Origin of the sequence: Natronoflexus pectinivorans (genome assembly GCF_004345615.1) — a bacterium.
GTDB classification, from domain to species: domain Bacteria; phylum Bacteroidota; class Bacteroidia; order Bacteroidales; family Marinilabiliaceae; genus Natronoflexus; species Natronoflexus pectinivorans.
Genome location: NZ_SLWK01000003.1, coordinates 201693 through 219381 on the forward strand (window position 1 = coordinate 201693; position 17689 = coordinate 219381).

Genomic DNA, 17689 nt, shown 5'->3' on the forward strand with positions numbered 1-17689 from the left:
ATTTACATCATTTTCAGCTCATCCCTGGTGGTGTTTTTCTCACAATAATGGCATTTAAGCGCCAAATCGGTTTTATCCATGACCTTAAAATGGGTTTTTATAACCTCATTATTGGTGATACACTTGGGATTAAAGCATTTTACAATACCGACCACTTCGTCGGGAATTTCCACATCTCGTTTCTCCACCACTTCGTAATCCCTGATAATATTGAGCTTTACATGTGGCGCCACCAATGAAATCTTGTTGATTTCATTGTCTTCAAAAAATTTACCCTCAACCTTAATAATGGCTTTTTTTCCTAATTTATCGCTGTCCAGATTGGTTCCAAAGGTAATCAGGTTGGTAATTTGATCGAGGCCAAGGATGTTGATGACGTCAAACAGCGATTCGGCCGGTATATGGTCAATTACAGTGCCATTTTCGATGGCACTCACCTGAAGTTGTTTTTGTTTTGACATGATTCACTGTTTTAATTGTTGGTCGTTTGAATCTGTTAAAGTTGTGTTTTTTAAAATTAATAGAAATGTTGAAACAATAAACAGACGTCCTTTTAGTCAAATAGTTTTATGGCTGCTTTTTTGGTCATATCATATTTGTTTCAAATTTGGATGTCCGGTTTTCGGATATCTCCAATGCGTGAATATTTACCATGCGCTCCTTCTATTATGGCGGCTATTTTAATGAATCGCTATTCCAATTTGCAGGGTTGTTTATAATATAATTTGAAATATTCATGTACGATTGTTCATTACGTATAATGTGTTCGTGGTAATTACGTTGCCATAATTTGCCCATCATATCATTATTCCTTTTAAATAATTTTAAACATTCATTTGACACCAACGATTTGTATGCCCCCACTATGTCGGATACCCTTGGGGGAAACCGTGCGGGTGCCATATTCTCCTTTTCATATTGGGCAGGGGTGATGGTTCTATTTTGGACAGGGGTGAACCCTGCCCCTACGGGTAATTCGTTCAAAACAATAATACCATGGATGTGGTTGGGCATAATTTGAAATACATCCAATTCAAAATTGGGAAATCGTTCGGGCAATTTTGCCCATTCATTATATGCCACCAATCCCAAATCATTTAAAAACATTTTACCGTTTTCTATATGACCAAACCTACAAATCCTATTCTGACAACAAATGGTTATAAAATATAACCCTGCCTGCGAATAATCATATCCTTTCAGACGAATACTGCGGCGATGATGCTTTTGCGGGTTATAGGTCATATTTTTTGTTATTTTATTATTGTTAAAATCCATCACGGATTGCACTCCAACTGGGTAACCGAAAGGGTTAATGGCTTACTTTCATGTCCACTGGAATTGACGCAAGGGCTAAGTTTTTTCAGATTGTCATCACCATACACTGCCCTCTGTTATCGTAATCTTCTGATTGCCCTAAACAATCTTACATCTAACAGTCTATCCTCCTATTTCAATCCCATAATGGCCGAAATAATCGCCATTCGTGTATACACCCCATTTTCGGCCTGCTGAAAGTAGTAAGCCTTCTCACTGCTGTCAACATCCGTATGAATTTCGTTGACACGTGGCAGGGGATGCAAAACCTTCAGGTTCTCTTTGGTTTTATCAAGCATGGCATTACGCAACACGTAGGCGTTCTTAACACGTTCGTACTCCATGGGGTCAGAAAAACGCTCCTTTTGCACCCGGGTCATGTAAAGAATATCGGCCTGCTCAAGGTTGTTCATCTCTTTTTGCTCGTAGAATTCAATTCCACGTTCGCGGAGAAATGCCTTGTATTCGCATGGCATTTCAAGTTCTTTAGGCGCCACAAAATAAAAAACAGGGTTAAAATGCGACAATGCCATTAAAAGAGAGTGAACCGTTCGTCCATATTTTAAATCGCCAACCATGAAAACGGTCAAATTCTCCAACGTTCCCTGTGTTTTTTGAATGGAGTACAAATCCAAAAGCGTTTGCGTTGGATGCTGATTGGCACCATCACCCGCATTGATGATGGGAACCCGCGATTGTTCCGATGCATAACGTGCACTACCCTCAAGTGGATGACGCATAACAATTAAATCGGCATAATTACTGACCATTTTAATGGTATCCTTCAGCGTTTCTCCTTTGGTAGTGGACGACGACGAAGAGTCGGTAAAACCTATAACCCTGGCACCCAGACGATTTATCGCAGTTTCAAAACTCAGCCGGGTACGTGTGGATGGCTCAAAAAAGAGACTGGCAATGACCTTCTCTCTTAATTCCGGTTGTTTGGGGTTGGCTTCATAAAATGCAGCCAATTCCAGAATCCGAAGTATTTCGTCTCTGGTGTAATCACTGATGGAGACTAAGCTTTTGTTCTTCATGTAAGATTACTTAATGAGGTTGATGATTGTGGAACATCAAAAAAATACCCAATCGAAACGATTGGGTAAATATCGTGAATAATCAATTTAGTAATAAATATAGAAAAATAATGTAGAAAAACACCCTTGTTATTCATAAAGGTGTTCTGTATAAAGTGAACTTTTTCGATGTTTTTTTCTGATTGCATATCAAAAAACAAATTTAATAAAAATAGAGAGATGGGCATTAAACTTAGATGTTGAATTTCTTTCTTTTTTTTTAAAAAAGAAAGAAAGCGTCCTAATCAATCATACATCATTGAAAATTCGAGTCATTAATGCTATTTTTGGATAAACATAAAGCAAAAACATTATGGACAATGCACATAGATTAGCCAACGAACTGATTGACTTTATATATGACGGAGCCAGTCCATTCCACGTTGTGGAAAGCATGGCCATGCAGCTTGACCAGGCGGGATTTGAATTTCTGGATTCCACAACTGAATGGGAACTTAAAAAAGGCGGAAAATATTACATCACCCCCAATGGTTCGTCGTTGTTTGCCTTTGTTACCGGAACTGGGAATCCGGCAGAAACCGGCTTCAGAATTGTATCCGCACACAGCGATTCGCCAACCTTCAGATTAAAACCAACACCCGAAATGGGCGTTGATAACTACTATGTAAAGCTCAACACAGAGGTTTATGGCGGTCCTATATTAATGAGTTGGCTGGACAGGCCACTTTCCATAGCAGGGCGCGTCAGTCTGAAAAGCGACAATCCATTATGGCCCGATAATCGCCTTGTTAATTTCAACAGGCCATTAGTGATTATACCATCGGTTGCCATCCATCTGAACCGTGCAGTAAACGATGGAGTTGCCATAAACAAGCAAAAGGAGATGCTTCCGCTTTTGGGGATTTTACCTGAAAATGACACGAAAGATGGATTAATTACCCGACTAATTGCTCAAGAATTAGGTATTGACTCCGGGGAGATACTCGATTTTGATCTTACACTAAATGAATACAATAAAGGATGCATCATGGGTATGCACAACGAGTTTATTTCCAGTCCTAAACTCGACAACCTTGCCATGACACATGCCGGTTTTAAAGCATTTTTAAACAGCAAGCCTTCGGAAGCGACTCAAATGCTTTGCATTTTCGACAACGAAGAGGTTGGTAGTTTGACCAAACAAGGTGCAGGCTCTCCGGTGTTTCGCCACCTGGTTGAAAGAATTATGCATCAGGTTGGGAAAAGCATTGAGGATTATTATCGTGCTGTTTATAAATCCTTTATGATATCGGCAGATATGGCACACAGCATACATCCCAACTATGAAGAAAAACATGACCCGATTTTACACCCTTTAATGAACAAGGGACCTGTAATAAAAATTACAGCCAACCAAAAATACACCAGCGATGGAGACAGCATCGCAGTTTTTGAATCCATATGCCAAAAGGCAGGAGTGCCATATCAGAAGTTTTTAAATCGTTCAGATATGCCTGGTGGTTCCACCTTAGGTAATGTATCAACCGGCCAATTGGACATCAGGTCGGTGGATATTGGCAATGCCATGTTGGGAATGCATTCAGTGCGTGAGTTGGCAGGTGTTACCGACCATGAATACCTGATCAGAGCCATGCAAACATTTTATGAGTTATAAAAACTCATAACGGACAAAAGCTTCAATGGCCTCATATTCGGCCATGCCAAGCTGATCATAGATTTTGGCGGTGCCACGGTTACGCTCCTCGGCACGTTGCCAAAATTCCCTGTTATCGCTTCCCAAAAACATGGCACCATCTTTTTGGGACTGGTGTTTGAAGATTGCCGTACGTTTGCGCATTAGTTCATCCGGGCTGATTGGAACCGCCATCTCAACCTGGTGAATATCCCATTCGTGCCAGGCTCCGCGATAAAGCCAAACCCAGCAATCTTTCATCCAACTTTCATGTTTAAGTTCGTCAATGGCCTCAAAAATAGCATCCAGACACACCCGGTGAGTGCCATGAGGATCGGACAAATCACCTGCAGCATAAATCTGATGGGGCTTTATATTCCTAATGAGATCAGAAATAATTTTTATATCTGTTTTCCCAATCGGGTTCTTTTCAACTTCGCCGGTTTCATAGAAAGGCAGATTCAGAAAATGTACATTTTCTGATTTAACATTGGCGTACCTGCAAGCATCCCTGGCCTCTCCCACCCTTATCAAACTTTTAATTTTCCTTAATTCTTGAAGGTCAGTCGAATCGTTGCGCTTATTCATAATAAAATCATCGGTCTTTTCTTTCAGATGATCAATTTTAGCAATTGACTCTGCACTGCATCCTATTTGAATCTGAAAATCACGAACAAATTCCAGATATCGAAATGCATCAGAGTCACTGACTGCAATATTTCCGGAAACCTGGTAGGCCACGTGAACATCATGTCCATGATCCACTAATCGGAGCATGGTTCCTCCCATTGAAATTACATCATCATCGGGGTGTGGACTAAAAATGAGAACCCTTTTAGGAAATGGCTCTTTTCTTTCCGGGCGCTTGCTATCATCAGAATTTGGCTTTCCCCCCGGCCAGCCAGTAATGGTATGCTGCAAATCATTAAACACCTTTATATTTACCGAGTATGAACCGCCCTTTTCAGTGATCAGATCTCCCATCCCATTATCACTGTAATCACGATCTGTTAATTTCAAAATAGGTTTTCCCAGTTTTTGGCACAGCCAAACAACAGCTTTTCGGATAAGCCGATCGTTCCACTCTACGGCATCAATCAACCACGGTGTTTTTATTCGTGTAAGTTCGGCTCCCGCAGCCATATCTAACACAATCCTGGCATCCTTATGTTGTTGCAGAAATGAAGCGGGTAGCTCTTCAGAAAGTTTATTTTCGACCGCACTTGCAATTACTGATGATTTTGCTTCACCCCATGCCAACAGCCGAATTTTCTTGGCACTAAGAATTGTTTTAATTCCCAGGGTTATGGCTTTGGCAGGTACATTTTCCTTCCCCCGAAAGAACGAACCCAAAGAGGTTCGTGTTGTGTCATCAAGAGACACCAAACGCGTTAATGAGTTCAAAGCAGAGCCCGGTTCGTTAAAACCAATATGACCAGTTGACCCAATACCCAAGAGTTGATAATCGATGCCACCAAATTTCTCGATTTTCTCCTCAATATCCTGACAATGTCGGTGAATACTTTCCTGACTTTGTTCTCCATTGAGCAAAAACAATTGCTCTTTAGGCAGGTCGATGTGTCTGATAAATTTCTCATGAATATTACGGGAGAAGCTTTGTATTGCATTTGCATTAATTGGGAAAAACTCCATAACACCAAACACAATGACATCTTTAAATGACAAGTCCTCCTGAAGGTGCATTCGAATTAACTCAGTATATACTTCAGCTGGTGCCGACCCTACTGTTAAGGATAACACGCACTTTCTACCTTTACTATTAACATGTTTAATGGTATCTGCAATTTCAACTGCCACGAGATTACTCCCCTGATTGGATGAATCAAATACATCTGTTGGAATTTTTTCTTTTTTTGTAATAAGCGCCTTAAAGTAAGGATCGTTTTTAGCGGCTTCATTTTTGAATTTGCCGGGATTTGAAATTTTTTTATCAAATGCCTCTAACATAATTAGGATAATGATTTACAAATGAAATACAATCGGTTTAATTTATATAGCATCCACGAATAACTAAAGATATTAATTATTCAGAAATTCTAGCGTAATTCAGCAGTATTAATTCATAAACAGGACAATGGTTGGACATCTTAAACTCTACATTTCAGCAAAAAGGTGTATGTTTTGTATCGAAAGGAATGTGCTATTAAGCACATAAAATCAGTCGCCCATCTACATATCCATAATTGAACCACAAATATCATTCAAAAACAAGATGCAGCTTTTCATTTTTAAGGCAAAAACATCAAGAAAGTGCAATACCAAAGATTCAGGATTACTTATCTAATATGGATTCGTAAATAATATCCTGCAATTTAGTTCTGATATTTTCCTGAATCAATATCCTATTATATTGATTTGGGTGTATTCTATTAGAGAGAAATACATACACAAGATTATATTCGGGATCGGCCCATGCAATGGTTCCTGAAAAACCTGAATGGCCAAAGGATTGAGGAGACGCCAGTTTACCCGCCGGACTTACTTTGGCAGGATCGGGTTCGGGTTTATCAAAACCCAAACCTCTTCGACTGTACTGGTTTTGTCTGGCACTAAAAAACTTTATGGTTTCACTATTCAGATAACGTCTGTAACCATAAACTCCATTATTTAAATACATCTGCATCATTTTACCCAGATCATTGGCATTTCCAAAAAGACCGGCATGTCCTGCAACTCCTCCCATGAGAGCAGCTGCCTGATCATGCACATACCCTCTAAGCAATTGTCTGCGAAACGCTACATCATTTTCTGTTGGAACAACATTTTCCACAGCCATTATTTTCCAAGGGTTATAAGTTAACGATGAAGCTCCCATAGGGCCGTAGAAGTTCTTTGAAACATATTGATCCAGTGAATGTCCAGTAAGGTTCTCCGTAATTCTTTGCAGCAACAAGAAATTCAAATCGCTGTATCGGTATGAATTTGAGTTCAGATGCGCTAAAATCGTCTGATTATAAATGGAATCGGCGTAAGTTCCATCCAGATACAAATCGCGAGCCACAGGTATTGAAAATCTAAGATCTGATACACTTCTATACAAATCATCTCTGAGAACAGCAGTCCTATTCATCCATAAACGCTCATCAACTTGAAACGGATGCGTTGCAGAACGTCGACGGCTATATAAATCACCAATTAACTTGGTGCGGTCGAGTGTAGAAATATGAAATGGGATAAATGCGGGCAGACCAGACTCATGTAATAAAAGCTGCCTCATTGTTATTGCTCTTTTATCTGTTGTGTCTGATTCGGGCAAATAACTCTTTAGCGAGTCAGCCAACCGCCAGCGGCCCTCATCGTACAGTTTCATCAGAGCAGGTAAGGTTGCTGACATTTTTGTTATAGATGCCAGATCATATAAATCCGTATTTAAAACAGGTTGGAAATTCTCATAAGTGTGAAATCCATAACTTTTATGCCAGGCTACAATACCATTTCTGATAATTAATAATTGGGCGCCGGGCGTGGCTTTTTGCCTGATGGCATCATGAATTAATTTGTCGGTTTTAAACAGCATTTCCTTATTTAATCCGGCTTCCAAAGGAGTACCATATTTTAATCGACTGGCTTCAATGTCTCTTTGCAACTCCAGAAGATCGTCATTAAAAGAATAAGATGCATCTTTTTTATTGGTTGCAATCCCACCAAAAGCAACCTGCGCCAAAGAGCTCCAAGAATAAGGAATATTAGCAGGGGATGCGATCAACGCATCCAGATGGCGGGGAAGTCGGGCAAATGGAATTTCATCCAGATCCCCTGCATAAACCATTACAACCCTGGTTCCATCGTACGTTCTTTTCAAATGTGAAATAAATCCGTTCACATCCACTTTCACATCCTCAAAAGAGTCAATTAACCAGAAAATAAAATCGTAATTAACATCATCAGCCAAATCCAACGGGGAGGCAACATGGTTTTGAGCCATGGCACGAAAATATTCAGCGTTTCCTTTTGTGTTGTCGTAAAATCCGACTCTGATGTTTAACTCCTGTATGGGGAAAGGAGATCGGTGCTGCCGTTGAAATAGCATTATTGCGTTTTCATATGCATGACGCAGTATGAGTTCCTCCTCTTCAACTGAGAAAACAGAATCGTAATTAACCAGATTGTTTATGGCATCATATTTAAACGCAAGGGCAATTTTGCATATTTTGCTTAAAAGAGATTCTGGAAGCCAACGATCCTTAAAAGCAGCTAAGAGACGCCTATAATCATACTCATAATCATCAGTAAGCAAAAGCATTCCATCATTCAAAACCTGCTCAATGGCAATTTCGGTAACAGGTTCCCTGCGCCAGCTACCGGAAGACATAACCGGAGTTTTATGAGCAGTATCCTTAAACGAAATATCAGGCAAACGGGAAGGTATTAAACTAATGACCTGGCGGGGCATCTGAAACAACCTGATTCCCGGCTTCCCTCCTGTTTCATTTCCATGACTACCCGGCATCCATAAGATATCCCGTGAACTGTAGTTTTCATATCCAATTACCTCACCATCCATCCATAGTGGAGAGTATTTCCCTGAGGCAACAAAAACAGGGTTTCCATTTGAGTATAGTTTATTAGCTAGCAGGTATTTCAATTGTTTCTGATGCTCTTTTCCCATTAAAATCATGCTACTCTCATCGGGAAAAGAGATGGTATGGTCGTTTTGACCTGAAATATTTTTTAGCTCTGGAACAATGAAAGTACTTAGAGCGAAACCGGGTTTCTGCATACCAGAGCTGGAATAATCTGTGTTGCCAATAATAAATCCGGGTTGGGGAATTTGTTTCTTAAAATCTGCTAAAAATTCACTTTGATTAGAAACAAGAATTTGAGCAACTTTTAACTCCAGATCAAGAGTATAATATATTGAATCTGCCCATTGCCGGGCATTTGAAGAAAATTTTTCATATCCGGGTATGGAAACATTTCCGAGAACCGATAAGCCAAAAAGCCAAAAAATCAATATACCCAATCCCTTCATACAAACCTGCTGGAATTACATTAAAAAATTGCCACATTAATGCGGCCTGAAATAATTTTTTGATTACTGCTTTTCCACAGATAATTCAATTCTAGAAAAGTTTAGTAACCAATCAAATTGTGAAATGCCAAATTCTACGTATATTTAAACAGTATGTTTTACTTAGCGCAAAATATATTCCGTTTTTTATCAAAAAACAAAAGAGAACGATATATTTGTATAAAAATTTGCATTCCTATAGATTTTTTAAAATAAAATCATATTTTTGAAGATATCTCTATAGTTTGCTTAATGATTAACCTTATATTATGTCAGACAACCTAAGCAATGCACTCAATCAGAACTGGGAGGATAAAAATATTCTCGTGGTTGAAGATGTAGACACCAACAAGATCTTCTTTGATGCAGCCTTAAGGCGTACCAAAGCGAAAATATTGTGGGCAAAAGATGGTCAGGAGGCCATTGACATGTTCAAAGAAAACCATATTGATCTGGTTTTAATGGATCTGCAACTTCCTGTTATGGATGGCTATACTGCCACAAGAGAAATTAAAAAGATCAATCCGGATGTTCCCATTATTGCGCAAACGGCTCATGTTATGTCCGGTGAAAGAGAAAAATGTCTGGAAGCTGGTTGTAACGACTATTTGGCTAAACCAATAAGACTGCAAATACTCATTGATACTTTGTCAAAGTATTTAAATGCATGAATTTAAGGATTAATGAATTTAAAAAAGAGAGCAATTAAATAATTGCTCTCTTTTTTTATTCTTAGAGTTTAAATTCTCCTGTAAACTCTTACATAATCCACTAGTAAAGTTACCGGAAAGATCGAGTCATCAACACCTTGCTGACCTCCCCAGTTTCCTCCAACTGCCACATTAAGCAACAAATGAAATTTTTGATCAAAAGGCCATTCAGCAGCCCCGTAACCACTGTTATTAAAAGTGAAAACCAACTCATCATCAATAAAAAAATCGATCTTTTCTGAGCACCATTCAATTGCGTACAAATGAAATTCATGTTCGTTTTGAGGGAGGTAAACTGAAGCACCCTTCTGTGTATTTATCATGTGATTAAACACCTCAGTATGAACAGTAACAAATACTGAGTCAGGTATGTAACCAACATGTTCAACAATATCAATTTCGCCACTATTTGGCCAATTTCCATACTTCCAATCGGTTGGCAACATCCAGATTGCTGGCCAAACACCTCTTCCTCCAGGTAGTTTGGCACGAACTTCTACCCGTCCGTATTTCCAATCGCCTTTGTTAAGTGTATTTAAACGGGCTGATGTAAAATCAAAACCATTAATCCGTTCCTTTTGAGCCCTAATATGCAGAAAGCCTCCCTCTACCCAGGCATTTTCCGGATTGGCATAAGTATAATATTGAAGTTCTTTATTACCCCAACCATAAGCATTTCCAATGGTATCATAGTTCCATTTTAGTGGATTTGGCAAGCCATGGTAATTAAACTCATCACTCCACACCAGTTTCCAATCGGATGAAATCTTGGTACAATTCATAAACAGAACAAAGGGCAATACCCAAATGAACAACGAATAGAGTTTCATTTTCTTCATTTCGCATTAATTCGGAAAACAATGACGATCAATTAAGTCGTGTTATCAAGGGATAAAATACCCTGCCAAAAGCTCTTGGCAGGGTATTTTATTTACTAGAGATATGTAGACTTATTAGTATTTCTATCGAGTAGACTTAATTCCTTCTACATGTGGACCATAAAGTTCATCAAAATAAAACTCATGAACTCCATCGCCAACACCAGGATTGCACATAATACGAATGATGTTGTAATAATTGTGGTTGTACCTATTATCAACTGTTACATCTGGAGCATAAGCTCCATGCCAGTCAAAACTGGCTGGAACGCCTTCAAAATTAAAGACAGCCGACTCCCAGGTATCATCATTTTGTATGGTATATGTCAATTCAGTACCGGTTTCCCATGCATTTCCACCCATATCGGTATTTTCCAGTTTAAGCAGAACAACTTGCCCAGCTTTACCGTAAACCATCATTCTAAAAGTGGAAATTTCACGAATATCGAAACGATAGCCTGAAGGAAGTTGCATATAGGCATTGCCCCACTCACTGTTTTCTTTACGATAGTGAGCCACCATTGCAGTTCTGTTCGGATATTGACGCAAGGGGTTCTCAACAATTGAGAACGCAATATCTTCGCCTCCAAATGGAACCATCTCAACATCAGAGAAATTATTATACATCACAAAGTCATTTATAATAAACTCCTCATAATCCGGATGGTGATTTTCAACATTTATTGAAATCGTATGTGAAAACTCTCCAATTGAAGTAAACAATGTAACCACCACATTATAAGTAGCTCTTCGCATATAAGAGTGCGTTATAGCTGCTTCAGGATCGATTGACGACTCAACGGTTCCATCACCAAAATCGACTGTGAATCTCTGGAAATTTGCACCTTCAGGAATTACAAGCTCATCTAAACTAACATGATACTCGTTTGGATTGATTCCGTCTTCTACGCTAACATCAAATGTTGCAACAGGACGTACATAACCTTGTGGAATAAATTTATAATGCCAGGCATTTCCATCCCCTCCTATTGCTACCAACTCTAGTTTGTTTTCCTCCAATGCTAGAACGCGATATCTGTTATCAACCGCACCTACGTCAAAGATTGGGAAAATTGGCCCCTCAGATGGAATCAAAGTGATATACCATTCACCGTCCTCCTCTTCCAGACTCCATTCGGCCGGAGATGGTGTAAAATCAACTTTGTAATCCGAATCTCTTTCCTCCGGGTTTGAATAAGCTGGATCATCAGATCTAAAATCCTTCACATAACTTGCACCATTGTTATGCAAATCAAACTTTAATCCGACAATATTAAAAGACATTACATCCTCGTACAAAACAAGAACACTTGCTTTATCAAGAGGGCCTGCACCCCACCAATCCAAACCATTTGACCCTGCGGGACCTACACCTAAATGCCCCCATGTAAGACTATCCAACACCCAAGATTTACCTGCTTCAGCTTCAACACCACCAGACAACAAAACCATTTCAGGACTGGCCAGGAAATCCCAATCAGTATCTTCAGTGGATAATGTAGTTGTAGTAGTTGCAGAACCACCTCTTGTACTAACAGTTAATGCTATTTCATGGTCACCTGGCATAGGGAACCTGATTGAAACATTATCTCCGGTTCTTCTGGTACCTCCTAACACCCATGAAGCAATTCCGGTTACACTTGATTCATTTTTAAAATGATAACGGAACGGATCAGTGGCATCCTGTTCAATAACAATTCTCAATTGATCCTCAGAAGGAGGATTTCCAATGGAGGGACTATCTCCAAGTTCGGGGTCACAGCCATAAAAAGCGAATGCTATGACCATCAAAAATCCCAAAATTATATTTTTTTTCATAATTCCTTATTTTATTTTTTATGAACCGGAGGTTAACACCTCCGGTACTTTCATACCATTTTCTCTTTGGATTTTAACTACTCATTAATTATAACCCGGGTTCTGAACCAATTTGAATTCACCCTCTGTCCGATCAATTTCCGACTGAGGAATTGGTAAATACTTTTTGTAGGGTTCCCAAGTTCTGATTGATGAAAATTCATCAATACTTTCGGTCAGCAAATGAGTATCTCCCCATCGAACAATGTCCCAAAATCGCATACCTTCACCTAAAAACTCACGTCTGCGCTCAAGTTTGATGTTCTCTTCTGTTGCGGCAATCGGTCCTAATCCCGCTCTATCACGCACCTCGTTTAATGCATCAGAAGCAGAAACACCTAAAGCAGCCTGACCATGCATTACAATCAATTCCGCAATATTTAAATACGCTTCTGATAAGCGGAAAATTCTTAAATTGTTCTCATAATTAAGGTCAACATCACCGGGAGGTTCGTTATATCCTACACGAGCTGCATACTTAGCCATGAAATATCCGGTATCCTGAAATCTCTGAACATACTGATCTTCGTCCCACTGATTAATGGAAGCATCACGACGAACATCTCCCGATTCAAAAATATCGATTACCCATGGACGAACCGGTCCAAATCCCCAACCACCTTTAAATACACCATCGGGATCACTGAGATCGTTCGGTGAAATAAATGCAGGGAAGTTAGTTCCAAAACCTTGCCATCCGCTGGCCCATGTTTTCCCACCATATTCACCAGGAAGGTGGTTGACCTCAAAAATTGACTCATCGTTAAACTGTCCTTCTCGAGTCCAAATCTCTGCAAAGTCCACTAGACTATATGCTCCACTGGTCACGATTTCGGTCATATCGGCTAACACCTGAGCATATCGTGATGCATCCTTTTGGTACATCACCACCCGGGCTCTTAACATCTTAGTTGCAGCCATAGAAGCACGACCATCATTCGCAGCGGAAGTTCGCATTGGCAAGGCACCAATTTCTATAATAGCATCCAAATCCTCCATGATGAACTCATAAATCTGGTCGGCAGAATATTGAGGAGCCATGTATGGCTCAGGTAAGTCATCAGTAAAATAAGGTATGTTACCCCAGAATTTCCACAGCCAATGGGTGTAATAAGCACGTAAAAACAGTGCCTCAGATCTCATTTCAGCAACTCTTTCAGCAGGAACGTCAACAGCATTATCACAAGCAAGGATCGCGTTATTACTACGGGCAATTCCACTGTAATAAATATTCCACAAACCTGCTGGTAATTCATCAGGTGTAGCATCAAGCAAAGAAAGACGATAAAGTTGTCCTTGGTCACCAGCATCACCACCTCCTTTAAGAATGTCATCAGAACGCAAATCTGACATTAGAAATATACTGTTGTAGTTATTATTGGCATAACTATCAAACAATAGTATCTGATAACTTGCGGCAAGGTTTGCCATGATAGCACCTTCGGTTGCATCACCTCCTGCTTCTTGAGACTCAGTTGGATACACAGTCAGGAAGTCATCGCTGCAAGCTACAAAACCAAGTAACAGTACAGCCAGGAAAAATCCATTTATATATTTTTTCATAATCAAAATCATTTTTTTTTGTTTAGAAAGTAATGTTTGCTCCCACAGAAATTGTTCTGGCCTGAGGATAAATACCTCTATCAATTCCTATTGTGGTAAAGGCACCTGATGCAATCTCAGGTTCAAAACCATCATATCCGGTAAAGGTTAACAGATTGTCGCCACTTACGTAAATCCGGAAACGATCGATTGATACTCTACGGCTGATTTCAGTTGGTAAAGTATAACCAATCTGCATGGTTTTAAGTCTCAAATATGATCCATCCTTAACATATAGATCAGATGAAGCCCAGTTTCCATTTGGGTTTGCATTGGTCATTCTTGGAATTCTGTCAGATGTTCCCTCGCCGGTCCAACGGTCAAGAATCCATGATGGACGATTCATTGCAGGAATATCTCCTCGAACTGAGTAGTCAAATATATCATTCCCGTAGGTACCCTGGAAGAACATGTTCAAATCAAAGTTTCTCCACTCAGCATTAAAATTAAATCCGAATGTCCAATCGGGCATTCCCTTTCCAATTTTAGTTCTATCTGCATCATTAATCTGACCATCACCATTCAAATCAACAAAGCGAACATCACCAGGTCGTGCATTACGGCCATATGCTGCATTATATGCATCTGCCTCAGCCTGATTCTGCAAAATACCGTCGGTTTTGAATCCGTAAAAATATGGGAAAGGCATACCATTTTCACCTTTTACAAAGGCGCCTAAACCAGCTGCACCAGCACTTTCAAGAATGATTTCTCCTGACTCGTTACCAAGATTAATCAGTTTGTTTTCCAAATAAGAAGCATTACCGCTGATGCTGTATCGGAAATCTCCGGTTCGACCTCTATAACCAAGTTCAAATTCAAACCCGGAATTTTCCATATCACCAACGTTACCCCAAGGCGAACCTTTACCAACATAAGCAGGAATTGGAATTTGCATTAACATCCCTGTGGTGGTCTTCTTGTAGTAATCAAATCCGAATGTCAGTGCACTGTTAAACATACGGGCTTCAAAACCAAAGTTAATCTGCTCAGTTTCTTCCCATTTCAAATCAGGATTTGATAGCTGTGAAGGACTGGCACCATATTGCATGGTCATATAATCGCCGGAACCAAAATAATAATTTTGTCCTCCACTCATCAAGCTGGTATATCCGAAATTTGGAATACGCTCATTACCATTAAGCCCCCAGCTTGCACGAACTCGCATGTGAGTAAGAAAGTCTGGACGATTATCCATAAATGACTCATTGGTAATATTCCAACCAACAGAAACAGAAGGGAAAGTTCCCCATTTATTATTCGGCCCGAAATTAGATGATCCATCACGACGTACAGTAGCCTGAAACATATAAGTTTCTCTAAAGTTATAGTCAAGCCGGCCAAAGTATGAAGCCAAAGTGTGTGCAGAAAAACCTCCTGTTCCACCCCAGGTTCTTTGCAAAGCCGGATCAGCTATTCCATAATTGATGTTCGCTTTGCGTGGGTCATTTTCCAACAGGTCATAATTATCTCCACCAAGATTACGGTAAGTATATTCCTGTCCGGATTGACCAAGAAGAGCGGTGAAGTTATGATTCTCCACAGAGAAATTATAGGTCAGAGTGTTTTCCAACTGCCATCTGAAACCTCTGTGCATATTTGAAAAAACATGACTCTGAGTAAAGTTTTTTCCTTGTGTAGCAAGAAAATGTTCAAAAGTATATCCGTCATTCCCCCAGAAAGCAAGGTCTACACCATAACTGCTTCTGAATGTAAGGCCTTCTAACACATCCAATTCACCCCAAAAAGTTGAAACAAACTTATCTGAATTTCCCTGTGAATTTTGAGGAGCAGCAAGCATAGCTACGGGATTTGCTATTTCCTGGAAACCACTTGGAGGTAAAGAAAATACTCTGCCATCCCTATCGGTAACAGCAGTTGGTCTTGCAGCCAAAACTCCTTCTGGATCTTCTGCATACACAGGAACTATAGGATTAAATGCCAGAGCACTGCCTAACACAGAACCATACTCCGAGTTTGGATCAATTCCACTTGACAAAATTCTTGAATAACCGGCATTTACACCAACACGAACTTTATTCAAAAAGCTCCTATCATCAGTAGAAAAAACAGTGTAGTTGTTGTTACTTCTTAAGCTGTAACGCACATAATTTGATTTACCGTAGTTTCCACCAACAATACCATCCTGACTAAAGTATCCAAAAGAAAGGAAGAACGTACCTTGGTCAGATCCACCCTGAATACTTACCTGGTGATTCTGAATTGGTGCATCATAGTTAAAAGTTTCATCTTGCCAGTCAGTACCTCTGCCAGCCCCAGCAATCTGCTCATTTGAGTATCGAGGAGCATTTCCATCGTTACGCAATGCTTCGTTCATAATAATCATATATTCACGTGCATCGAGAACTGATTTTTTTCTCCATGGATTTTGCCATCCATAGGAAAAATCGTAATTAACTGTCGTGCGAGCAACAGATCCTGATTTAGTGGTTACCAAAACCACTCCGTTGGCAGCACGAGCTCCATAAACTGCAGCTGATGCTGCATCTTTAAGGATCTCGATAGACTCAATGTCTGTAGGATTTAAATAATCAATACCTCCATCTACTGCCATTCCATCTACGATATACAAAGGCTCGCTGTTGTTTATGGTTCCTAAACCACGTATACGTAATTTGGAGTCTGAACCTGGCTGTCCCGAACTTTGAGTTATCTGTACTCCGGATACCCTACCCTTAAGTACGTCCTCAATTCGAGATGGCCGAGATGATTCAAGGTCATCTGAACTGACACTGCTTATGGCAGCAGTTATAACGCTTCGTCGCTGTACACCATAACCAACGACAATAACCTCATCAAGGTCTGTCCAGGTTTCAACCATTCTTACATCATGAGTGCTTGAAGTTACAGTCACCTCCACATTATTCATCCCAATAAAAGAGAACCTTAATCTTTCTCCCATTTGGGTAGATAATGAGTAATTGCCATCAATGTCAGTAATGGTACCGGTAGTAGTTCCAACCACCATTACACTTACACCGGGAATAGGTTCCCCGGTGGATTCAGATGTCACGCGTCCTGTAACGGTGACGTCCTGTGCTGCTACAAGAGTAGCAAGCATCATCAGAAACAATAGTCCTAACGTTTTTTTCATAAGATAATGATTTGTTTTAAATTGAAATAGAAGTTTGTTTTTGACTTCATCCTTTTTAGTTTATAAAGTCCTTTCATTTTTGATTAATGCTTCGATCTAGTTAAATCACTTTTACAAATCTATGCTCAGATGTTAACAAACACTAATCTACAAACGCACAAAAACCTCATAACCCACCCCTTCACTACCTCATCAAAAACTCACACACCATATCCTATATATTTATACTATAATCACATACAACAATCTCACGTAAATATATGATGCTCATCAAGACACTAATCAATAATAAAAAACACCATGAAAAATAATTTGCTTTTTTTAACAATGAGGTAAAAATGAGGTTGTGAACTTATAATAACATCAGAGATGGAGACCAAACTGAGTAAGAAACTCTATTTGAGTAAAGAATAGACAATTAAACAGGTCAAAAGCTAATGAATAACAGATAATAGGAAACGGGTCATAC

11 protein-coding genes are annotated in these 17689 nt (G+C 39.6%); 2 read left to right on the forward strand and 9 right to left on the reverse strand.

Features of this window, described 5'->3' with window-relative positions:
• Window positions 1-2: 2 nt before the first annotated feature.
• From pyrI to pyrB, 3 genes are all read right to left on the reverse strand, one after another.
• On the reverse strand, window positions 3-461 hold the full coding sequence (pyrI, locus tag EV194_RS06115; RefSeq protein WP_132433163.1) for an aspartate carbamoyltransferase regulatory subunit: 459 nt from the start codon (window positions 459-461) through the stop codon (window positions 3-5).
• 214 nt (window positions 462-675) lie between these two features.
• Window positions 676-1245 (reverse strand): transposase, encoded by a 570-nt coding sequence (locus EV194_RS06120; protein WP_132433164.1) that lies wholly within the window; start codon window positions 1243-1245, stop codon window positions 676-678.
• 203 nt (window positions 1246-1448) lie between these two features.
• The gene (gene pyrB, locus EV194_RS06125) at window positions 1449-2354 is read right to left on the reverse strand and encodes an aspartate carbamoyltransferase (protein WP_132433165.1); all 906 of its coding nucleotides are present in this window, start codon (window positions 2352-2354) and stop codon (window positions 1449-1451) included.
• A gap of 352 nt (window positions 2355-2706) precedes the next feature.
• Between pyrB and EV194_RS06130 the strand changes: the two genes are divergently transcribed.
• Window positions 2707-4008, forward strand: coding sequence for a M18 family aminopeptidase (locus tag EV194_RS06130; protein ID WP_132433166.1), 1302 nt, complete (start codon window positions 2707-2709; stop codon window positions 4006-4008).
• Here the strand turns inward: EV194_RS06130 and EV194_RS06135 are convergent.
• On the reverse strand, window positions 4003-5994 hold the full coding sequence (locus EV194_RS06135; protein WP_132433167.1) for a glucosamine-6-phosphate deaminase: 1992 nt from the start codon (window positions 5992-5994) through the stop codon (window positions 4003-4005). The two genes, EV194_RS06130 and EV194_RS06135, sit on opposite strands and share 6 nt — an antisense overlap.
• 325 nt (window positions 5995-6319) lie before the next feature.
• Complete coding sequence (locus EV194_RS06140; protein WP_132433168.1) at window positions 6320-9019, reverse strand: serine hydrolase domain-containing protein; 2700 nt, start codon at window positions 9017-9019, stop codon at window positions 6320-6322.
• A 308-nt stretch (window positions 9020-9327) separates the two neighbouring features.
• Between EV194_RS06140 and EV194_RS06145 the strand changes: the two genes are divergently transcribed.
• Window positions 9328-9729 (forward strand): response regulator, encoded by a 402-nt coding sequence (locus EV194_RS06145; protein ID WP_132433169.1) that lies wholly within the window; start codon window positions 9328-9330, stop codon window positions 9727-9729.
• 68 nt (window positions 9730-9797) lie between these two features.
• On the opposite strand, the gene EV194_RS06150 is transcribed toward EV194_RS06145, so the two are convergent.
• From EV194_RS06150 to EV194_RS06165, 4 genes are all read right to left on the reverse strand, one after another.
• Window positions 9798-10607: a glycoside hydrolase family 16 protein gene (locus tag EV194_RS06150; RefSeq protein WP_132433170.1), complete on the reverse strand. Its 810-nt coding sequence runs from the start codon at window positions 10605-10607 to the stop codon at window positions 9798-9800.
• Between the two features lie 123 nt (window positions 10608-10730).
• On the reverse strand, window positions 10731-12464 hold the full coding sequence (locus EV194_RS06155) for a PKD domain-containing protein (protein ID WP_132433171.1): 1734 nt from the start codon (window positions 12462-12464) through the stop codon (window positions 10731-10733).
• 84 nt (window positions 12465-12548) lie between these two features.
• Complete coding sequence (locus EV194_RS06160; RefSeq protein ID WP_132433172.1) at window positions 12549-14066, reverse strand: RagB/SusD family nutrient uptake outer membrane protein; 1518 nt, start codon at window positions 14064-14066, stop codon at window positions 12549-12551.
• Between the two features lie 22 nt (window positions 14067-14088).
• On the reverse strand, window positions 14089-17220 hold the full coding sequence (locus EV194_RS06165) for a SusC/RagA family TonB-linked outer membrane protein (RefSeq protein WP_132433173.1): 3132 nt from the start codon (window positions 17218-17220) through the stop codon (window positions 14089-14091).
• Between the last annotated feature and the right edge of the window lie 469 nt (window positions 17221-17689).